The sequence below is a fragment of the Pseudomonas sp. ERMR1:02 genome (assembly GCF_002277815.1).
In the GTDB taxonomy this organism is placed as follows: domain Bacteria; phylum Pseudomonadota; class Gammaproteobacteria; order Pseudomonadales; family Pseudomonadaceae; genus Aquipseudomonas.
Map to the genome: position 1 here is coordinate 340,467 of NZ_NKJI01000006.1, position 20,399 is coordinate 360,865.

Annotated in this window: 23 protein-coding genes; 9 read left to right on the top strand and 14 right to left on the bottom strand. The window is 59.3% G+C overall.

What is annotated here, in order from left to right; all coding sequences use genetic code 11:
* Positions 1-37: 37 nt before the first annotated feature.
* Genes CES87_RS14370 through CES87_RS14380 form a run of 3 tightly spaced genes read right to left on the bottom strand, consistent with a single transcriptional unit; the run spans position 38 to position 3,426 of the window.
* Entirely contained in the window at positions 38-940 is a 903-nt protein-coding gene (locus tag CES87_RS14370) for an acyltransferase (protein ID WP_128606622.1), read from the bottom strand.
* Positions 941-3,079: a phosphate acetyltransferase gene (gene pta / locus CES87_RS14375; protein ID WP_128606623.1), complete on the bottom strand. Its 2,139-nt coding sequence runs from the start codon at positions 3,077-3,079 to the stop codon at positions 941-943.
* Positions 3,080-3,099: 20 nt separating this feature from the next.
* The gene (locus CES87_RS14380; protein ID WP_128606624.1) at positions 3,100-3,426 is read right to left on the bottom strand and encodes a DUF3565 domain-containing protein; all 327 of its coding nucleotides are present in this window, start codon (positions 3,424-3,426) and stop codon (positions 3,100-3,102) included.
* On the opposite strand from CES87_RS14380, the gene CES87_RS14385 reads away from it, so the two are divergent.
* The 3 genes from CES87_RS14385 to CES87_RS14395 all read left to right on the top strand — a co-directional run bounded on the left by CES87_RS14385 (position 3,395) and on the right by CES87_RS14395 (position 5,801).
* Positions 3,395-3,880 carry a peptidylprolyl isomerase gene (locus CES87_RS14385; protein ID WP_128606625.1) on the top strand — a complete coding sequence of 162 codons (486 nt, stop codon included), beginning with the start codon at positions 3,395-3,397 and terminating at the stop codon, positions 3,878-3,880. The two genes, CES87_RS14380 and CES87_RS14385, sit on opposite strands and share 32 nt — an antisense overlap.
* Positions 3,881-4,004: 124 nt before the next feature.
* Complete coding sequence (locus tag CES87_RS14390) at positions 4,005-4,487, top strand: glutathione peroxidase (protein WP_128606626.1); 483 nt, start codon at positions 4,005-4,007, stop codon at positions 4,485-4,487.
* 210 nt (positions 4,488-4,697) lie between these two features.
* Positions 4,698-5,801, top strand: a complete 1,104-nt coding sequence (locus CES87_RS14395; RefSeq protein WP_128606627.1) for an NADH:flavin oxidoreductase — start codon at positions 4,698-4,700, stop codon at positions 5,799-5,801.
* 76 nt (positions 5,802-5,877) lie between these two features.
* Here CES87_RS14395 and CES87_RS14400 read toward each other — a convergent pair whose 3' ends face one another.
* Together CES87_RS14400 and cysZ are read right to left on the bottom strand one after the other, a co-directional pair.
* On the bottom strand, positions 5,878-7,077 hold the full coding sequence (locus CES87_RS14400; RefSeq protein WP_128606628.1) for a glycosyltransferase family 1 protein: 1,200 nt from the start codon (positions 7,075-7,077) through the stop codon (positions 5,878-5,880).
* Between the two features lie 54 nt (positions 7,078-7,131).
* On the bottom strand, positions 7,132-7,884 hold the full coding sequence (cysZ, locus tag CES87_RS14405; protein WP_128606629.1) for a sulfate transporter CysZ: 753 nt from the start codon (positions 7,882-7,884) through the stop codon (positions 7,132-7,134).
* 314 nt (positions 7,885-8,198) lie between these two features.
* Here cysZ and trxB point away from each other — a divergent pair, with 314 nt between their 5' ends.
* Complete coding sequence (gene trxB / locus CES87_RS14415) at positions 8,199-9,155, top strand: thioredoxin-disulfide reductase (RefSeq protein ID WP_095193879.1); 957 nt, start codon at positions 8,199-8,201, stop codon at positions 9,153-9,155.
* A 179-nt stretch (positions 9,156-9,334) separates the two neighbouring features.
* On the opposite strand, the gene CES87_RS14425 is transcribed toward trxB, so the two are convergent.
* The 7 genes from CES87_RS14425 to CES87_RS14460 form a co-directional block, all read right to left on the bottom strand.
* Positions 9,335-10,585: an aspartate aminotransferase family protein gene (locus tag CES87_RS14425; protein WP_128606630.1), complete on the bottom strand. Its 1,251-nt coding sequence runs from the start codon at positions 10,583-10,585 to the stop codon at positions 9,335-9,337.
* Between the two features lie 227 nt (positions 10,586-10,812).
* Positions 10,813-11,151 (bottom strand): HopJ type III effector protein, encoded by a 339-nt coding sequence (locus tag CES87_RS14430; RefSeq protein ID WP_128606631.1) that lies wholly within the window; start codon positions 11,149-11,151, stop codon positions 10,813-10,815.
* Positions 11,144-11,440 carry a DUF1244 domain-containing protein gene (locus tag CES87_RS14435; protein ID WP_008026968.1) on the bottom strand — a complete coding sequence of 99 codons (297 nt, stop codon included), beginning with the start codon at positions 11,438-11,440 and terminating at the stop codon, positions 11,144-11,146. Before CES87_RS14435 ends, CES87_RS14430 begins: the two co-directional genes overlap by 8 nt.
* A gap of 96 nt (positions 11,441-11,536) precedes the next feature.
* Positions 11,537-11,908, bottom strand: coding sequence for a dihydroneopterin triphosphate 2'-epimerase (gene folX / locus CES87_RS14440; RefSeq protein ID WP_128606632.1), 372 nt, complete (start codon positions 11,906-11,908; stop codon positions 11,537-11,539).
* Positions 11,909-11,910: 2 nt separating this feature from the next.
* Positions 11,911-12,486, bottom strand: coding sequence for a GTP cyclohydrolase I FolE (gene folE, locus CES87_RS14445; protein ID WP_128606633.1), 576 nt, complete (start codon positions 12,484-12,486; stop codon positions 11,911-11,913).
* 20 nt (positions 12,487-12,506) lie between these two features.
* Positions 12,507-13,217, bottom strand: a complete 711-nt coding sequence (folM, locus tag CES87_RS14450) for a dihydromonapterin reductase (RefSeq protein WP_128606634.1) — start codon at positions 13,215-13,217, stop codon at positions 12,507-12,509.
* 180 nt (positions 13,218-13,397) lie between these two features.
* Positions 13,398-13,967, bottom strand: a complete 570-nt coding sequence (locus CES87_RS14460; RefSeq protein WP_128606636.1) for an antibiotic biosynthesis monooxygenase — start codon at positions 13,965-13,967, stop codon at positions 13,398-13,400.
* 203 nt (positions 13,968-14,170) lie between these two features.
* On the opposite strand from CES87_RS14460, the gene CES87_RS14465 reads away from it, so the two are divergent.
* Positions 14,171-15,130, top strand: coding sequence for a MerR family transcriptional regulator (locus CES87_RS14465; RefSeq protein WP_128606637.1), 960 nt, complete (start codon positions 14,171-14,173; stop codon positions 15,128-15,130).
* A gap of 2 nt (positions 15,131-15,132) precedes the next feature.
* On the opposite strand, the gene CES87_RS14470 is transcribed toward CES87_RS14465, so the two are convergent.
* Together CES87_RS14470 and CES87_RS14475 are read right to left on the bottom strand one after the other, a co-directional pair.
* Complete coding sequence (locus CES87_RS14470) at positions 15,133-15,738, bottom strand: hypothetical protein (protein WP_128606638.1); 606 nt, start codon at positions 15,736-15,738, stop codon at positions 15,133-15,135.
* A gap of 54 nt (positions 15,739-15,792) precedes the next feature.
* On the bottom strand, positions 15,793-16,269 hold the full coding sequence (locus CES87_RS14475; RefSeq protein WP_128606639.1) for a PAS domain-containing protein: 477 nt from the start codon (positions 16,267-16,269) through the stop codon (positions 15,793-15,795).
* 102 nt (positions 16,270-16,371) lie between these two features.
* Here CES87_RS14475 and CES87_RS14480 point away from each other — a divergent pair, with 102 nt between their 5' ends.
* The 4 genes from CES87_RS14480 (at position 16,372) to CES87_RS14495 (ending at position 19,953) form a co-directional block, all read left to right on the top strand.
* Positions 16,372-16,827, top strand: coding sequence for a flavodoxin (locus tag CES87_RS14480; protein WP_128606640.1), 456 nt, complete (start codon positions 16,372-16,374; stop codon positions 16,825-16,827).
* A gap of 232 nt (positions 16,828-17,059) precedes the next feature.
* Entirely contained in the window at positions 17,060-17,842 is a 783-nt protein-coding gene (locus tag CES87_RS14485; protein ID WP_128606641.1) for a class II aldolase/adducin family protein, read from the top strand.
* The gene (locus CES87_RS14490; protein ID WP_128606642.1) at positions 17,842-18,744 is read left to right on the top strand and encodes an alpha/beta fold hydrolase; all 903 of its coding nucleotides are present in this window, start codon (positions 17,842-17,844) and stop codon (positions 18,742-18,744) included. The genes CES87_RS14485 and CES87_RS14490 overlap by 1 nt, the downstream gene beginning before the upstream one ends.
* 297 nt (positions 18,745-19,041) lie before the next feature.
* The gene (locus CES87_RS14495) at positions 19,042-19,953 is read left to right on the top strand and encodes an SDR family oxidoreductase (protein WP_128606643.1); all 912 of its coding nucleotides are present in this window, start codon (positions 19,042-19,044) and stop codon (positions 19,951-19,953) included.
* Positions 19,954-20,399: the final 446 nt, after the last annotated feature.

Consider the following 20,399-nt stretch of genomic DNA (forward strand, 5'->3'; position numbering starts at 1 on the left):
GAGGCTTGCCCGCGAAGAGGCCGGAACAGGCGCCTGTTTACTTCGCTGGATACTCGCGATGCATCTGCCCCAACAAAGCATCCTTGTCCTGCCACATCTGATTGATCCAGCCCTGGAACTGCAAGCGGTACTCACCATCCTGGTCGTAGTTCTTGCCAATGAACTGTGGTGGAATCTTCAGCTCTTGAAAATGCACCACCACATCCTTCACGTCCCCGCACAGCAAATCCCAGAAGCCTGGACGCCCTGCCGGGTAATGGATGGTCACGTTGACGATCGATTCAAGCTGCTCGCCCATCGCGTCCAACACAAAGGCAATGCCGCCAGCCTTGGGTTTGAGCAGGTAACGGAACGGTGATTTCTGCTGCACATGCTTGCCTTCGGTAAATCGCGTGCCTTCAACAAAGTTGAAAATGCCTACCGAGTCGTTGCGAAACTTCGCGCAGGTATTGCGGGTGGTTTCCAGGTCCTTGCCTTTTTTCTCCGGGTACTTTTCCAGATACGCCTTGGAGTAGCGCTTCATGAACGGAAAGCCGAGCGCCCACCATGCCAGTCCAATCACCGGCACCCAGATCAGCTCCTGTTTGAGAAAGAACTTCAGCGGCTGGATACGTCGGTTGAGCACGTATTGCAGCACCAGAATATCGACCCAGCTCTGGTGGTTGCTGGTGATCAGGTATGAGTGCTGGTAGTCGAGGCCTTGCAAACCGCTGACGTGCCAGCGAGTGCGACGGACCAGGTTCATCCAGCCTTTGTTGAGACTGATCCAGGCTTCGTGGGTATGGCCCATCAGCCAGTGCGCGATACGCTGGGTGAGGGCGAACGGCAATGCCTTGACGAGCGCCACGCAGAACAGAAACGAGCAGAGCAAAATCGTGTTCAGTGCCAACAGCAGCGCGGCGATCACGCCGCGCACGGGGGCAGGTAGAAAATCCAGCATTTATACATCCATAGGTCGGTTGGCAGCCTGGATCGCGGTCAACGCGATGGTGTAGACGATGTCATCGACTTGCGCGCCGCGCGGCAAGTCGTTCACCGGTTTGCGCAGGCCTTGCAGCATCGGACCGAGGCTGACGCAGTCGGCACTGCGCTGCACGGCTTTGTGGGTGGTGTTGCCGGTGTTGAGATCGGGAAACACGAACACCGTGGCGCGACCGGCCACCTGACTGTTCGGTGCCAGTTGCCGAGCCACGGTTTCGTTGGCGGCGGCGTCGTACTGCAACGGGCCGTCGATCAGTAGCGAGTTTTGCTGTTCATGGGCGAGCAACGTCGCTTCGCGCACTTTCTCGACTTCTTCGCCGCTGGCCGATTCACCACTGGAATAGCTGATCATCGCCACACGTGGGGTGATGCCGAAAGCCGCCGCCGAATCGGCGCTTTGCAGGGCGATCTCGGCCAGTTCGCTGGCGCTCGGGTGCGGGTTCATTACGCAGTCGCCGTATACCAGCACTTCTTCGGGAAACAGCATGAAGAACACCGACGACACCAGGGTGCAGCCTGGCGCTGTTTTGATCAGCTGAAGGGCCGGGCGAATGGTGTTGGCTGTGGAGTGAATGACGCCGGATACGAGGCCGTCGACTTCATCCAGCGCCAGCATCATGGTGCCGATTACCACGGTGTCTTCCAGTTGCTGCTCGGCCATCGGCGCGTTGAGGCTTTTAGTCTTGCGCAGCTTCACCATCGGCTCGACGTAGCGCTCGCGGATCAGGTCCGGATCGAGGATTTCCAACCCCGGTGGCAGTTCGATGCCCTGGGCGCGAGCGACCGCTTCGACGTCGGCCGGTTTCGCCAGCAACACACAGCGAGCGATGCCGCGAGCCTGACAGATCGCCGCGGCCTGTACGGTCAATGGCTCGCTGCCTTCTGGCAGGACGATGCGCTTGTTGGCGGTCTGGGCGCGCTGAATCAATTGATAGCGGAACACGGCCGGCGACAGGCGCATTTCCCGAGGTGTGCCGCAGCGTTGGTGCAGCCAGTTGGCGTCCAGATGGCTGGCAACGAAATCGGTGATGATCTCCGCGCGCTCGCGGTCGTCGATCGGGATTTCCTTGTTCAGGCCGTTCAACTGGTTGGCGGTGTCGTAGGAGCCGGTGCTCACCGACAGCACGGGCAGGCCAGCCTGCAAGGCGCCACGGCACAGATCCATGATGCGCGGGTCGGGCAGGGTGTCGCTGGTCAGCAACAGGCCAGCCAGGGGCACGCCGTTCATTGCCGCGAGGCTCACGGCCAGGATGATGTCGTCGCGGTCGCCGGGGGTCACCACCAGCACGCCGGGCTTGAGTAGCTCCACGGTGTTGCGCATGGTGCGCGCGCAAATGATGATTTTGGTCATGCGCCGCGTTTCATAGTCGCCGGCGTTGAGCACCTGGGCGCCCATCAGGTCGGCCACGTCGCGGGTGCGCGGTGCGTTCAGTTCCGGCTGGAACGGGATACAGCCCAGCAAGCGGAAATCGCCACTGCGCAACAGCGGCGAATGTTCTTTGAGGCGCGCGGCGAAGGCCTCCATGCTCTCGTCGGTCTTCACCTTGTTCAGAATCACGCCGAGGACTTTCGGGTCTTTCGGGCCGCCAAACAATTGCGCCTGCAACTCCACGCGACCGGACAATTCGGTCAGCACTTCGTTTTCCGGCGCTGACACCAGGATCACCTCAGCGTCGAGGCTCTTGGCCAAATGCAGATTGACTCGTGCGGCATAACTGGCGCTGCGGGTCGGCACCATGCCTTCGACGATCAGCACGTCTTTGCCAATGGCAGCCTGCTGATAGAGGGTGATGATCTCTTCGAGCAACTCGTCCAGCTGACCGTCGCCGAGCATGCGCTCGACATGGGCCAGGCCCAGCGGTTGTGGTGGTTTCAGGCCGTGGGTACGAGCCACCAGTTCGGTGGAACGCTCGGGGCCGGTATCACCCGGATGCGGCTGGGCGATCGGTTTGAAAAAGCCGACCTTGAGGCCGGCCCGCTCGAGGGTACGCACCAGCCCGAGGCTGATGGAGGTCAGGCCCACGCCAAAATCGGTGGGAGCGATAAAAAAGTTTGCATGCGGATTCTCTAAGGGAGCATGGCAATGGCGAACGCCTATGGCTGGCGATCTACCTAAATTCAGTCGCCAAGGTTATCGCTAACCGAGCCTTGTGCGCACCAACCGCAATCAAAGGGCTGGCCTATTTTTTCATGACGCTGCACAGGATCCATGACCCAGGCCCGGGATTGCCAGGGCGGCTGGTGGCGCAGGTGTTGGGTGTGACCGCAGGAAAGTTCGGCCACCCAGTGCCCGTCCTCGTCCTGATGAAAGCCTGTGACCGTCGAATTCCGTCTGTCCGGGTTGTGTTCGCTTTCGGGCGATTGCTTCGCTAAACTGGGTCTTTCATTATTCTTTTGCAAAAGGTCTCGCCCCATGCTGATCGCCGCCAATAAGGCTGTCTCCATCGACTATACCCTGACCAACGACGCTGGTGAGGTCATCGACAGCTCCGCCGGCGGCGCGCCGCTGGTCTACCTGCAAGGCGCAGGCAACATCATCCCGGGCCTGGAAAAGGCTCTGGAAGGCAAAGCAGTCGGCGACGAGCTGACCGTAGCCGTTGAACCTGAAGATGCCTACGGCGAATACGCTGCCGAACTGGTCAGCACCCTGAGCCGCAGCATGTTCGAAGGCGTCGATGAGCTGGAAGTGGGCATGCAGTTCCACGCTTCCGCTCCGGACGGCCAGATGCAGATCGTTACCATCCGCGATCTGGACGGCGACGACGTTACCGTTGATGGCAACCACCCGTTGGCCGGTCAGCGCCTGAATTTCCAGGTCAAGATCATCAGCATCCGTGACGCCAGCCAGGAAGAAATCGCCCATGGTCACGTCCATGGCGAAGGTGGCCATCACCACTGATTTCTGCGCTAAGCTTTCCGATAACTGGAGAGGCGCCCCGAGGGCGCCTTTTTAGTCTGCGGCTGTCCCAGGCGACACCGCCAAGTAGTTGTTTCGAGAAAAACACGGGAATCTGGAGTACGTCATGAGTGCTTTTCACGACCTTAATTTGACAGCCCTGAATGGTCAGACGCTACCTCTGGCGCCTTTCAAGGGGCACGTCGTGCTGGTGGTCAACGTTGCCTCCAAATGTGGCTTGACCCCACAGTACGCGGCGCTGGAAAACCTCTACCAGCAATACAAGGGTAAGGGTTTCAGCGTACTTGGCCTGCCGTGCAATCAGTTTGCCGGGCAGGAGCCGGGTTCCGAAAAAGAGATCCAGGAGTTTTGCAGCCTCAACTATGGCGTGACTTTTCCGTTGTCCAGCAAGCTGGAAGTCAACGGGCATGAGCGGCATCAGCTGTACAAACTGCTGGCGGGCGAGGGCGCCGAATTCCCCGGCGACATTACCTGGAACTTCGAAAAGTTCCTGTTGGGTAAAGACGGGCGTGTGCTGGCGCGGTTTTCACCACGTACGGCGCCGGACGATCCGAGCGTGGTTCAGGCGATTGAAAAAGCGCTGCGCTGATATCCCCCTCTCTCTGTAGGAGCGAGCTTGCTCGCGATGGTGGTAGGAACACCGCGGGGTATCAGACCGCCAGCGTTATCGTTGACCACCATCGCGAGCATTCGAGCGTCGACCGGCTGCTCCTACATCACCAAAATCAATAGTGCTGTTCAGCGCGCGCCGACCTCCATATTATCGCCGTCATAAAGTCTATTCCCGTGGAGCGTCCCCATGCCCGTAAAAGCCCTGTTCAAACCGTTCCACCTCGGCACCCTCGAACTGCCGACCCGTGTCGTCATGGCACCGATGACTCGCTCTTTCTCGCCGGGCGGCGTGCCTAATTCCAAAGTGATCGAGTACTACCGTCGTCGCGCTGCGGCCGGCGTTGGCCTGATCATCACCGAAGGCACCACCGTCGGTCACAAGGCTGCCAACGGCTACCCGAACGTCCCACATTTCTACGGTGAAGCGGCGCTGGCCGGCTGGAAAAAAGTCGTCGACGCCGTGCATGCCGAGGGCGGCAAAATCGTTCCGCAACTGTGGCATGTCGGCAGCGTGCGTCGCATCGGCACCGAGCCGGATGCCAGCGTGCCGGGCTACGGCCCGTCGGAAAAAGTGAAGGACGGTCAGGTCGTGGTTCACGGCATGAGCCAGCAGGACATTAAGGACGTGATCGCCGCCTTCGCCCAGGCGGCCAAAGACGCCCAGAGCATCGGCATGGACGGCGTGGAAATCCACGGCGCCCACGGCTATCTGATCGACCAGTTCTTCTGGGAAGGCAGCAACCAGCGTACCGACGAATACGGCGGCAACCTGGCCAACCGTTCGCGTTTCGCCATCGAGCTGATTCAGGCCGTGCGTGCCGCGGTCGGTGAAGGCTTCCCGATCATCTTCCGTTTCTCCCAGTGGAAGCAGCAGGATTACACCGCGCGCCTGGTACAAACACCTGAAGCGTTGGATGAGTTCCTCAAGCCGTTGTCCGATGCCGGCGTGGATATTTTCCACTGTTCCACACGTCGTTTCTGGGAGCCGGAATTCGACGGCTCCGAACTCAACCTGGCAGGCTGGACCCGCAAACTAACCGGCAAGCCGACCATCACCGTGGGCAGCGTCGGCCTGGACGGCGAGTTCCTGCAGTTCATGGTCAACACCGACAAGATCGCCCAACCGGCCAGCCTGGAAAAACTGCTGGAGCGTTTGAACAACGATGAGTTCGACCTGGTTGCAGTGGGTCGTGCGCTGCTGGTAGACCCGGACTGGGCGCAGAAAGTGCGCGACGGTCGTGAGGAAGATATCCTGCCGTTCAGCCGTGAGGCGTTGATGACGCTGGTTTAAGGGCCTATTCGCTGGCAAGTCAGCTCCTACAGGTATAGCGCAGGACCTGTAGGAGCGAGGCTTGCCCGCGAAGCTTTTAAGGCAACAACGCTGCATCGGGTATGGTTTGCCCTTGCACGCAAGCCCCCCGCAACTGCCCCTCGAACTGCTCGATAATCGCCGCCCACCCCTGTCGACTGGCGTGCTGGCGCGCATTAAGCCGCATGCAGCGCAAGGTTTCCCGCTCTTCCAGCATCCAAGCCGCCGCATCACAAAACGCGTCTTCATCCCCCGGCATCGCCAATACACCGTTGTAGCCATGGCGAATATGCTGCGCCGCCGCAGCCTGATCGTAAGCCACCACGCCCAGCCCGGAGGCCAGCGCCTCAAGCACCACATTGCCGAAGGTTTCAGTCAGGCTGGGAAACAGAAACACATCCCCCGACGCATAGTGACTGGCCAGGGCTTCACCCCGTTGGCTTCCACAGAAAATCGCTTCGGGCATTTCGCCTTCCATGAGCAGGCGTTGCGGACCGTCGCCCACCACGATCAGCTTCAGGGTGCGCTGTGGATAAGTCGCCTTGAGAGTGTCGAAACAGCGCTTGAGCAAGCCCAGATTTTTCTCCGGTGCCAAACGTCCTACATGGATAACAGCAATGTCGTTATCGCCCAGCCCCCATTGTTCACGCAGCGCATTCAAGCGTTTGGCCGGGTGAAACAGCTGGCTGTCGACGCCGCGGGACAGCAGTGCCAGACGCTCAAACTGCCGACGCTCCAGCTCCATTCGCTGGCTGACACTGGGTACAAGGGTCAAGGTCGAACGATTGTGGAACCAGCGCAGGTAGTGGGTCAGCAGGCGCGTCAGCAGGCTGAGGCCGTACTGATTGGAATACTGCTGGAAGTTGGTGTGAAAGCCGCTGACCACCGAAATCCCCAGGCGCCGTGCCGCACGCAATGCCGATAACCCGAGCGGTCCTTCAGTGGCGATGTACAACACGTCCGGGCGATGACGCTTCCAGCGTCGCAGCAGCTTGTGCATCGACGACTGGCCCCATTGCAGACCGGGATAACCCGGCAGCGGCCAGCCTCGGCACAGCAGCAGTTCGTCATCGCTGCCCGCCGACTGATCGCAAACCTGACGGGGTCGCACCAACTCCACCTGATGCCCGCGCGCGCGCAAGCCGTCGCACAAGCGACCAAGGGTATTGGCCACGCCGTTGATTTCGGGAGGGAAGGTTTCGGTGATCAGGGTGATATGCAGAGCTGTCGTCATGACCTCAGTGTCGGCTGAGGCCATGTCGTCGTTGTGACGATCAGATGATGGATTTATGAACGCTTGTGTAGGTATGGCTCAGCGCTGGCTCACCAGGTTCTCGGCCCCACGCTCGCGGACCCAGAACAAGGTCGCCCCAGCCACGGCGGCGGGCATCATCAGGACGTTGACCAGCGGAATCAGCAGCACCAGATAGACGATCCCGCCGAAACTCATGCTCTGCCAGCGCTTCTGCCGCAGCCAGGCGAGCATCTCGTTCCAGCCCAGCTTGTGGTTGTCCGCCGGGTAGTCGATGTACTGGATCGCCATCATCCACACTCCGAACAGCAGCCAGAGCGGTGCGGCGATGATGTTCACCACCGGGATGAACGAGAGGATGAACAGCCCGATGGCGCGCGGAAGGAAGTAGCCGAGCTTGCGCATTTCCCGGGCCAGGGTCCGCGGGATCATCGCAATCAGTTCGCCCCAGCTGAAGGTAGGGAAGTCGTCGGTACCGCGCACCACTACTTCGACTTTTTCCGCCAGAAAACCGTTGAACGGCGCAGCGATCACGTTGGCGAGCATGGTGAAGGTGAAGAACACCATCAACACCACCAGGACCACGAACAGCGGCCACAGTACATAACTGAGAAAACTCAGCCAGTCGGGCAGCGAAGGCATCAGCGTATCGACCCACAGGCTGAATTGATGGCCTGCCAGATAGATCAATCCGACGAACAGCACCAGGTTGATTGCCAGCGGCAATAACACGAACAAACGCAGGCTTGGGCTCAGGACGAGCTTGAGGCCTTCGCGCAGGTATTGCGGGCCGGACAGTACAGGGGCGGGCATAACGTGCTCCGAGCAGAGGGAAAACGCGCCGACCTTACCGGCTTTGCCTGAGAGGCGAAAGCGCGGCAGCGGGATCGACATTAACTGTAACAAAGGCGTCCTGATAATCACGCTGACGGGATAGAGACCACCTATGAGCTGGATTGTTAAACCGTATTTCCTTAATCTTCGCCCCCTCGATACGCTGCACCCATTCTTTTACAGGACTGTCGAGTTCAAGCCTTCCCCAAGTGCTTTCAATGGTCCTTTTTTATTCCCGCCGGCAATCCGGCGTTCCGCGCCAGGTGTTCCGGGCCGGTCAACAGGAGCAGGTCATGTCTGAAGTCCGTCATTCGCGAGTGATTATTCTCGGTTCCGGCCCTGCCGGTTACAGCGCCGCGGTCTATGCCGCCCGTGCCAACCTCAAGCCACTGCTGATCACCGGCATGCAGGCCGGCGGTCAACTGACCACCACCACCGAAGTCGACAACTGGCCGGGCGATGTCCACGGCTTGACCGGCCCGGCGTTGATGGAGCGCATGAAAGAGCACGCCGAGCGCTTTGAAACCGAGATCGTGTTCGATCACATCAATGCCGTGGACTTCGCTGCCAAGCCGTACACCCTGATCGGCGATAGCGCGACTTACACCTGCGACGCCCTGATCATCGCCACTGGCGCCAGCGCTCGTTACCTGGGCCTGCCGTCGGAAGAAGCGTTCATGGGCAAAGGCGTTTCGGCCTGCGCGACTTGCGACGGTTTCTTCTATCGCAACAAGCCAGTGGCTGTGGTCGGCGGCGGCAACACCGCTGTTGAAGAAGCCCTGTACCTGGCCAACATCGCCAGTACCGTGACCCTGATTCACCGTCGCGAAACCTTCCGCGCCGAGAAAATCCTGATCGACAAGCTCAATGCCCGCGTTGCAGAAGGCAAGATCATCCTGAAGCTGAACGCGACCCTGGACGAAGTCCTGGGCGACAACATGGGCGTGACTGGTGCCCGTCTGAAAAACAACGACGGCAGCTTCGACGAAGTGAAAGTCGACGGCGTGTTCATCGCCATCGGCCACACTCCGAACACCTCGCTGTTCGAAGGCCAGCTGACCCTCAAAGACGGCTACCTGGTTGTGCACGGCGGCCGTGACGGTAACGCGACGGCCACCAACCTCGAAGGTATCTTCGCGGCGGGTGACGTGGCTGACCACGTATACCGTCAGGCCATCACCTCGGCCGGCGCCGGTTGCATGGCGGCACTGGATGCCGAGCGTTATCTCGACAACCTGCAGAACGCTTGATTCTGTAGAAACGAAAAAACCGGCTCAGGCCGGTTTTTTTATACCTTCGCAAACGCACGTATTCCTGTAGGAGCGAGCCTGCTCGCGATGGTCGTCAACGATAACGCTGGTGACCTGACACCCCGCGGAGCTCTCGATTCCTTCGCGAGCGGGCTCGCTCCTACAGTTGGCGGTGTGGATCAGGTTAATTTCTTCAGACATTCTTCAAGGATGTCGAGGCCTTCTTCCAGCACAGCCGCTTCAGTCGTCAACGGCGCCAGCAGCCGAATGATGTGCCGCGATTTACCGCTGGGCATGAGCAGCAAACCCGCCTCCCGCGCCAGAGCCAGCAGTTGCGTCAACTGCGCCGAAGCCGGCGTGCCATCGGCCTTGGCCAGCTCAATACCGCGCATCGCACCAACCCCGGTCAGGCGCCCGAGGTACGGTGACAGCTTGCGATCACGCCAGGATTGGTAGCGACTGACAATCGCCTCTTCCTGCTGCGCGCCCCAGGCTTGCAGATGGGTATCGGTCATTTCATCCAGGGTCGCCAGCGCGGCGGCGCAGGCGATGGGGTTGCCGGAATAGGTGCCGCCGAGTCCACCCTTGGGCAAGTTGTCGAGCAGCGACTTGCGCCCGACCACCGCACCCAGCGGCACGCCGCCGGCGATGCTTTTGCCGAGCAGGATCAGGTCCGGTTCGATACCCAGTCGCGAGAACGCAAAGCGCTGGCCCGTACGGCCGAAACCGGACTGGATTTCATCGGCGATCAGCACAATGCCTTTCTCGTCGCACAAGCGTCGTAGCATCTGGGCAAACGTCACGTCCATGGCCAGGAAACCCGCTTCGCCCTGCACCGGCTCGACGATAAAGCAGGCCACGTCATCGACGTCGATTTCGACGCTGAACAGGCGCTCCATGGCTTTGAGAGCCTCGGCGCAGGTTATCCCGTTGTCCTCGCTGGGGAAGGGCAGGTGATACACCGGTCCGGGCAACACACCGACTTTCTGTTTGTAGGGCGCGACTTTGCCGTTGAGATTGAGGGTGGCCAAGGTACGGCCGTGGAAGGCGCCATCGAAGGCAATGACTGCCGTGCGGCCAGTGGCACCACGAACGATCTTCAGTGCATTTTCGGCCGCTTCTGCACCGCTGTTGGTGAGCATGCCGCTGACCGGGTAGTCCACAGGAATGAACGCCGTCAGACGATCCATGAGTTCGATGTAGGGCGTATGGGGAGCGGCGTTGAACGCGTAATGGGTCAGTCGCGTGGCTTGTTCTTGAATGGCCGCGACGATGCGCGGATGGCAATGGCCGAGGTTCAGTACGCCAATGCCGCCGACAAAGTCGATGTAGCGTTTGCCATCAGTGTCCCAGACCTCGGCGTTTTTTCCGTGGCTGAGCGTGACAGGGTGAACGATGTTGATCGACTGACTGATGGTTTCGCTGCTCATGGATGACCGGCTCGCAAGAAGGAGGACTTCTTTTTATCTAAGCCGCGAGCAGCACTGACCGGCAAACGAAATAAAGTCGCCGGGTCAATCTTAAAATTCGGGATGTAACGTAGAAAACTTGTAGGAGCGAGCCTGCTCGCGATGGTCGTCAACGATAACGCTGGCTGCCTGACACCCCGCGGTGTTCATGCGTTCATCGCGAGCGTGCTCGCTCCTACAGGTTTCAATCAGCGCCGGGTCAGGGGCTGTTGGGTAAACTTCACCCCAGCCAGACCATGGGCGATCAGCGCGCGGATATTGCCGTGGTCAGTGCCTTCAGGTGTGGCAACCACCGATCGGTAATGCTCACCGAACGCCAGCAGGGCTTCGTCATCGCTCAGACCTTCCAGCAGCGCCAGACCCAACGTCTTGCACGAACCTTCATTCTGCCCGGCAGCGTTTTCCACCCCGCCATTGTTGAAAGCCTGGGGCTGGTAATCGTAACCGGCAGCGATGAACGCCAAGGTGTCGGCGAAGGCGTGTTCGCCGCTTTTGAGGCTGGCGCGCAGGGTGTTCAAATCACTCATTGGGTTTTCCTTTGGCGAACGCCGCTTGTTGTTCGGCGCTGGCTTCTTGCTGATATTGGGCTTTCCACTCGGCGTACGGCATGCCGTAAACCACTTCGCGGGCGTCATCGAGGCTGACTTCGATCTGGCGTTCATCGGCGGCGGCCTTGTACCACTTGGACAGGCAGTTGCGGCAGAAACCCGAGAGGTTCATCAGGTCGATGTTCTGCACGTCCTTGCGGCTGTCCAGATGGGCCACCAGCCGGCGAAAGGCGGCGGCTTCGAGTTCCAGGCGTTGTTGATCGGTCATAAGGATCTCTGCGAGACAGCTGCAAGCGGCAAGCTTCGAGCTGCAAGATGGATTGCGGTGAGTCGAAGTTTACAGCTTGCCGCTTGAAGCTTGTAGCTAGCGGCTCGCTGCAAGCGTAATCGACACCGACTCGGCGAACCGCAGGGCGTGAGGCTTGTCGACTTCGACCTCGGCGTACAGCACCGACTCGTTGGTCATGACCAGGTCCAGCAACTCCTGGGTCAGCCGTTCGAGCAGGGCAAAGCGATTGCCCTCGACGTGAGCGATGATCGCCTTGGTGATGGTCCGGTAGTTCAGCGCGTGATCGATATCGTTGTCACGCACCGCGTCCTGGGCCGCGTAGAGGATGGTCAGGTTGATCAACACATCCTGCTTGTTGAGGATTTCATCCTCATTGATTCCGATGTAGGTGCGCAGGCACAGGTCCTTGACCCGGATGCGCGCCATGCCTGGTTGAAGTTGTGGCATTACTACTTGCTCCGTCCAATCAATTGCAGGAACTCCTGGCGGGTATTGCTCGACTCGCGGAAGGCGCCGAGCATCACCGAGGTGTTCATGGTCGAATTCTGTTTCTCGACGCCGCGCATCATCATGCACATGTGCTGAGCCTCGATGACCACTGCGACACCGGCCGCACCGGTCACCTGTTGCACGGCGTCGGCGATTTGCCGGGTGAGGTTTTCCTGGATTTGCAGGCGACGGGCGAACATGTCCACCAGTCGCGCAATCTTCGACAGGCCCAGCACCTTGCCTGTTGGAATATAAGCCACATGCGCCTTGCCGATGAAGGGCAGCATGTGATGTTCGCAGAGCGAATACAGCTCGATGTTGTCGACGATCACCATTTCATCATTGTCGGAAGCGAAGAGCGCACCGTTGACAATTTCTTCGACGCTCTGCTCGTAGCCGTGACATAGGTACTGCATGGCCTTGGCCGCGCGCGCCGGGGTGTCGAGCAGGCCTTCGCGGTCGGGGTTTTCACCGAGGCCGATGAGGATCTCGCGATAGCTCTTGGACAGCGAGTTCTGGGGCAGGGGTAACGTCATGGAAAATCCTCGCGGGACACTTATTTGATGTGCCTTCCGCCGTTGACGGTCAGGGTCGTGCCAGTGACATAAGGGTTGTCGAGCAAATAGCGCAAGCTTTGATAGATCACTTCGCTGCCGGGCTCAATGCCCAGCGCGGATTTGGCCAACACCTTGGCGCGATAGACCGCGTCGTCATCGGGATTGAACAGTAGCAGGGCCGGGGCGATCCCGTTGACCTTGATGCCAGGCGCGTACTTGGCGGCGAATGACAGGGTCAGGCTGTCGAGCCCGGCTTTGCTGGCGCAGTAGCCGATGTGCCTGCTGCTGCCCTTGCGGGTCACGTCATCGCTGATATGCACGATGTCGGCGGGGCTCGAGCGTTCGAGCAGGTCGGCACAATGCAGATTGATCAGGTAGGGCGCCAGCATGTGCACGCTGAACATGCGGGTGAACGCCGCCGCGTCGGTGTCCGGGGTTTCCGCCAGCCATTCGGAGGCGTTATGGACGATTGCCCGCAGGCTGTCGGTATGGGTTTTCAGTTCGCTGATGAAAGCGAAGATCCCTGCTTCGGTTGAGAAGTCCGCGAACACCGCTGTCGCCCCCAGATCGCGCAGGATTTGCACACCAGGGCGTTCACTGCGATAGCTGAAGATCACGCGATGGCCGTCTTCGAGCAATCGCTGTGCACAGTGCAGGCCGACACGCTGGCCGGCACCGGTGATGAGGATCGGGGCTGCGGAAGAAGTCATGAACGGCTCGCGTCGCGGTGAGAGCAAAACTATACCAGCGACACGATGTGTTCACCTATGGGCCTTTGTAGGAGCGAGGCTTGCCCGCGATGGACGTCAACGATAACGCGGGCTGCCTGAGTGATCGCGGTGTCTGGACGTTTTTCGCGAGCAAGCTTCGCTCCTACAGGGAGATCCCGATCACTGGTTTTGGGTGGAGGGTTCGGCGGGCAATGGTCGTGCCGGTGTGCTGTTCAACCAATTCGCCAACAGCCGGGTCGACAGCGGAATGAAGAAGTAGACCATCAACGGCGTCAGGCACAGGGTGCTGATGAACACCCGAGGCAGCAGCGAAATTTCGCCCAGCAACGGCCCCAGTACAAAGTTGAACAGCAAGGACACTGGAAAGAACGCCAGCCAGATTGCCACCGCCTGCTTCCAGCCTGGCGGCCGATGGCCGGCAGCGCCGAACCAGCCTTCGATGCCACTGACCCGATGTTCCGTCGGATGGGCGAACAAGTCGCTGCCGCGTGCCAGCCATGCGGTGCGCGACGCGGAATGCTCCCAGGCATGCAGGGTCGGTTCGTCGACGAAGCGGAAGATGATCTGGAACTCGTCATCGTCGGGCGGCGGAGCCAGCACGCCGGAACCGAGATAACCGGGGAAGTCTGTGGCCAATTGTTCGCCTTCGCGCAACCAGGCGATCAGGTCCTGATAACGCCCATCGGCGACACGGCGCGCGACCATCAGCGTGACGGGTGAGGTAGACATTATGTATCTCCGTAAACAAACGCGTCGCTCCGGGTAGGAGTTTCGCCAGACGCAGCGCCGGGGTGGTGGGCCGCGTCTCGTGACAAGCAAGGATTATTCCTGATTCTATTCGCGACGTCTGTGACCTGCGTATCAATCAATGGCTTGAACCTTGATGGGGCGAGAGAGTTAGAATGGGATCCAACCAACACAGGGCCCTCCAGATGCCTGTTCTGACTGACATTGCTCCTGGTGAGTCGCCTACGCTTTCTCTTGAACGGGAAGAGCTTTTTCCCATTCGCGAGGTGGCGCGGCTGACTGGAGTCAACCCGGTCACGCTTCGCGCATGGGAACGACGTTATGGCCTTATCGTGCCAACACGCACCGAAAGCGGGCATCGCCTGTATTCCATGACCGATATTGAACGTGTGCGCAGCATCCTCGACTGGATCGAGCGCGGCGTGGCGGTCAGCAAAATTGGCAAGATACTGGCCAAGGCGGCACCGCTTCAGGCGCTGTCGCACATCATCCCCAACGACCTTGTACAGGCCGATTACGCACAATGGCAGTTGCAGGTCCAGGCCGCGGTGAATGCCTTCGACGATGCTCAACTGGAGCGGGTCTACGGACAGATTTTTTCCACTTACTCCCAGGCGGTCGTGTTCCAGGACATCCTTATCCCGCTGTGGAAGCACTTGCTGCAACGCCAGGATTCATTTGGCAGGGCCAGCGAGTGGCTGTTCCTGGATAGTTTTCTGCGCTCACGGGTTTTGCAGCGTTTGATGTTGATCCGTGACACGCAACCAAGGCGAGTCATCGTCAGTGCTCTGGCAGGCCAGTGCCGGGAGCTTGAGTTGCTGATCGCCGCCCTGTTCCTGAGCAGCGGACAGACCGGTGTGCGCGTGTTGACCATCGGCCAGCCGTTCGACGAATTGACGCTGGTCTGCGAAAGAATCAAGCCTAAGGCGCTTGTGCTGTTTTCCAATCACGTACCCGCCCCCGAATTGCCACGACGTTTGAATCGCCTGGCGATGAGTCTGGATTGTCCGGTGTTGCTGGCCGGCGACGCTTCCGATCTGGCTCAGCAAAGCCTGGCCGGATCGTCGATCGGCTGTCTGGGCAATGAAGGCATGGTGATGCGCCAGCGACTGAAACTGTTCCTGGCGGGCAACCTGGATACCTGAAGTCAGAGATGCATGGCGGGGTGGGTCAACCGGTGCTGCTGCAGGATGTACTGACGCAGGCGTTCGGTTTCATCGTTGTCGCTCTGGCTTAACTGGTAAGCATAGAAGCCCTGCTCGGTTTCTTTCTCGAAAGTGCCGCGCAAGGCGATGCGCTCATAGCCTGACGGACTGAACCATAACGCGAAATGTTTCGGCGCTTTGGTCTTGTTGCGAACCTCCAGCAAAACACCCTTGAACGACACTTCGTGCACCCACATCGTGCCAGGCTGGCCCTGGGCGTTTTCCAGCGCTACCGGTTCGTCGAGCACCAACCGCCATGGTCGAACCAGCGGCCCGTCTTCATAGATGCTCGGAACGCCCAATCGCAGATGCAGCGCATGAAACTCGTCTTCCACCAGATGCAGAGGAAAAGTCATTTGCTGATTTTCGAAGTTGGCTTGAATGGTGACTTGCTCATGGGCAGCAAGGCGCGTGAGCAAGTCACGGATCTGCGAACCACCGTTGACGAGCAGACTCGACGTCGCGTCCCGCACATTGAGTTGCGGGTTGTGTTGCATGGTCTGGATAAAATCCAGTTCGTCCTGGGTCAGGAGCGCGTCGCGTTGCATGGCAGGCTCGAAAGAAAAAGTTACAAAGTCATTGGTGATTGTAGTTAATGACATTTAATTCGCTGATTTGTTTGAGCCGTTCGTCGCCTTGAGTGCGGCAAGCTCGGCCTGGACTTCGGCCAATTGCGCTTCAAGCTGCACAACCCGCTGCTGAGCCTTGACCTGCACGGTCACATCTTTCTGCACGCCGATAAAATAGACCTGTCCGTCATTCGGGTTTTTCACTGTCGAAAGGGACAGCTCATTCCAGAACGGTGTGCCGTCCTTGCGATAGTTGCGCAGGATTTCCCGGCACGATCCTTCACTATTCAACGCGTCCCGAATCTTCGGCAGCGCGTTCTGATCGCGGTCACCGGATTGCAGGAAACGGCAATCCTGATAGAGGATTTCTTCGCTGGAATAACCGGTCAGGCGTTCGAACGCCGGGTTGACGTAAATCAGGATCTTGTCTTGATCGCCTTCCTTTTCGGCAATCACGATGCCGTCGTTGGAAGCATTAATGGCCAGTTGCAGCAGTTTGGCGTTGATCATCGGTGAAACCCTTCCTTGTTGGTTGTCTGGGTCATTCTAAAAGAACAATGCTGACCGTGCTGTTAATATCCCGGTCTTTTACTCAGCTTCAGGATCAGATTGATGAAAGTCGCCATCATTTCCGGCTCGGTGTACGGCACGGCAGAAGAAGTTGCCCGCCATGCCGCGAACATTTTGAAAGCCGCCGGTTTCGAAACCTGGCACAACCCGCGTGCAAGCCTGGTCGATATTCAGGCTTTTGCCCCCGAAGCTTTCCTGGCCGTGACCTCGACAACCGGCATGGGCGAGTTGCCGGATAACTTGCAGCCGCTGTATTTCGCGATTCGCGACCAGTTGCCGGCAGCATGGCGTGGTTTGCCGGGTGCGGTGATCGGTCTGGGCGATGCAAGTTATGGCGATACGTTCTGCGGCGGCGGCGAACTGATGCGTGAGTTGTTCGGCGAGCTGGGCATCCGCGAAGTCCTGCCGATGCTGCGCCTGGACGCCAGCGAAAGCGTGACCCCGGAGGCGGACGCCGAGCCCTGGCTGGCGGAACTGGTCGTCGCGCTTAAAGGCTGATCGACTGACACGGGCGCTCGCAACGGCGCTCGTCATGCTTCTGACGGGGCAGCTCAAAACATGCCCCGCATCTTCTTTGGCGGCAGTCGTTTGACATGGATCCAAACTTCATGCCCCGCTGACTCGTTCGGCCATCAAGCTGGCTGCGAATGCAACTACGCGAACCCGGATGGCTGACTAGACTCGATAGTCATTGGAAACACTCCATAATAAAAACCAGAGGTTCCTAGCCGTGAGCGTAGCCCCCGTCCAATCGCCACACAGTGTCAAAGAGCTGGTCAGCCCCGCCGAATGGCAGACCCGCGTCGACCTCGCTGCCTGTTACCGCCTGGTGGCCCAGCATGGCTGGGATGATCTGATTTTCACCCACATCTCCGCCAAAGTACCCGGCACCGAAGACTTCCTCATCAACCCGTTCGGGCTGATGTTTCACGAAATGACTGCGTCGAGTCTGGTCAAGGTTGATCAAGCCGGCAACAAGCTGATGGACAGTCCCTACGAAATCAATCCGGCCGGGTACACCATCCACAGTGCGGTGCATGAAGTCCGTCACGATGTCGTCTGTGTATTGCACACTCACACGGCGTCCGGCGTTGCGGTGTCGGCGCAGAAACAGGGCGTATTGCCGATCAGCCAGCAGTCGCTGTTCGTCCTGTCCAGCCTGGCATATCACGCCTACGAAGGCGTAGCGCTTAATCATGAAGAAAAAGCGCGACTGCAAGCCGACCTTGGGGAAAACAATTTCCTGATGCTGCACAACCACGGTCTGCTGACCTGTGGCAGCACCATCGCCGACACGTTCCTGATGATGTTCACCTTCCAGCGTGCATGCGATATCCAGGTCATGGCGCAGACTGGTGGCGCGGAGCTGATCGCTATCGAGCCGCAGATTCTGGCGGGTGCAAAGGCGATGATCGCCGGCGTCACCAAAAGTGCTCAAGGGATGGGCGGAGCGTTGGCCTGGCCAGCGCTGCTGCGCAAACTCGATAAACAAGACCCCGGTTATAAACTCTGATGGCGCTCGCCGAGATTCCCCTGTCTGTATGGCGCAAACGCAGCCAGACGTTTGTGTTCCGTGACCAGACCATCCGCTACTGGACGGCGGGGCAGGGTGAGCCGCTGCTGCTCATTCATGGCTTCCCAAGCGCCAGTTGGGACTGGCATTACCTGTGGCAGCCACTGACTCAGCGCTATCGCGTAATAGCCTGCGACATGCTTGGTTTTGGCGACTCGGCCAAACCGGCGAACCACGAATACAGCTTGATGGAGCAGGCCGATCTGCAACAGGCGCTGCTGGCTCACTTGAGTGTCGAGCAGCCGCTGCATTTGCTGGCCCACGACTATGGCGACAGCGTGGCTCAGGAGCTTTTGGCCCGGCATTACGAATCGAAGATCAATCTCGCAAGCTGTGTGTTCCTCAATGGCGGGTTGTTTCCGGAAACCCATCGTCCTGTCCTGATGCAAAAACTGCTGCTCAGCCCTCTGGGCTGGGTGATCGGTCGCGCGTTCAGTCGTGATGGGCTGGTGAAGAGTTTTCGCCAGATCTTCGGTCCGCACACCCGTCCCAGCGAAAGCGAGATGGACGACTTCTGGAGCCTGGTCGAAACCAATAACGGCCCAAAGATCATGCACAAATTGATCACGTACATTCCCGAGCGACGAGCGCAACGTGAGCGTTGGGTCGCAGCGATGCAGCGTGGGGACGTGCCGCTGCGGGTCATTGATGGCGAAGTCGACCCGATCTCAGGCGCGCACATGGTCGCGCGTTATCGGGAGCTGATACCCGACCCGGACGCCGTGTTGTTAAGCAACATCGGCCATTACCCACAGATCGAAGCACCATGCCAGGTGCTCAAGCACTACCTGGCGTTTCGTGATCGGCTGATGTTGCCACCACTCAAAGTAGCCTGCTCATAGTACTTGTAGGAGCCGGCTTGCTGGCGAAACGGTGGTGGCCTTGACGACGCCTTCGCTGGCAAGCCAGCTCCTACAGGACTCCTGCTTGATTGGGGTGCGACACATATCTGTAGGAGCCGGCTTGCTGGCGAAGCGGTGGTGGCCTTGATGACGTCTTCGCTGGCAAGCCAGCTCCTACAGGGTAGCCATCATCCCCCTGCCTTATCGCACACCATTCAGCCTCCCCGCTGTTCATTGTGACCCGCAGCGCCGTGCCTGAAACTCCGGAGTAATGTCCTTGGCCTGCTGGAGTTCCCCATGAATGAGTCTGTGCGCTTCGAAGATAAAGTCGTGATCATCACCGGTGCAGGTGGCGGCCTGGGACGGGCGCATGCACTGTTGTTCGCCAGGCAGGGCGCCAAAGTGCTGGTCAACGACCTTGGCGGCTCGACCCAGGGCGAAGGCGCCAACGCTTCGGCGGCAGATCGCGTAGTGGCGGAAATTCGCGACGCCGGCGGCACCGCCGTGGCCAACCACGACTCGGTCACCGATGGCGACAAAATCGTGCAACACGCCCTCGACGCTTTCGGTCGCGTCGATGTCGTTGTCAACAACGCCGGCATCCTGCGCGACAAGACCTTCCACAAAATGGAAGACGCCGACTGGGATCTGGTTTACCGCGTCCACGTCGAAGGCGCCTACAAAGTCACCCGCGCCGCGTGGCCACACATGCGCGAGCAAAACTACGGCCGAGTGATCTTCACTGCTTCCACATCAGGCATCTACGGCAACTTCGGCCAATCCAACTACGGCATGGCCAAACTCGGCCTCTACGGCCTGACCCGCACCCTGGCCATCGAAGGCCGCAAGAACAACATCCTGGTCAACGCCATCGCCCCCACCGGCGGCACCCGCATGACCGAAGGCCTGATCCCGCCGCAAGTATTCGAACAACTCAAACCTGAACTGGTCAGCCCGCTGGTGGTGTACCTGGCCAGCGAAAACTGCCAGGAAACTTCCGGCCTGTTCGAGGTTGGCGGCGGCTGGATGGGCAAGGTTCGCTGGGAACGCAGCCTTGGCGCCGGGTTCGACCCACGGGTTGGTTTCTCCCCGGAGGATGTCGCGGCGCATTGGCAGCAGATCTGTGATTTCGAGGGGGCGGCGCATCCGAAGGACAATATTGAAGCGTTGAAGGAAATGATGGGGAATTTGCAGAAGTACTCGCTCTGATTCCGCTTTGTCCGGCAGGGCCTGCGCGGGTCCTGCCATCCCTCCGATTTGCCCCTTCGCTTGAAACCCACCGCCCATAAAAAGGCCGCTGCAAACGCAGCGGCCAAAGCAAGACGTTGGATCCAGGAGCTACAAATCAACGTCGGTGTACACGGGGCGATGACTCGAAATCTTCAAATCATCTGAAATCTGTGAAAGCCCGGCAAGAATAAGTCTTTGCTGGCAAAGGAAAAACAGCGATTCCAGACATGCTCTGTTACAGGGCACGCAACAGTCGAATTTCCTGACAGCACTTTCACTGTAGCAGCTGCCGCAGGCTGCGTTCGGCTGCGTAGCAGTCGCTGGATAAATAATTTCGGTGTTTCAGGATTACCGTGCTCGCAGGTTTTGCGACTGCTGCGCAGTCGAACGCAGCCTTCGGCAGCTGCTACAGAGTGTGCGTTTTT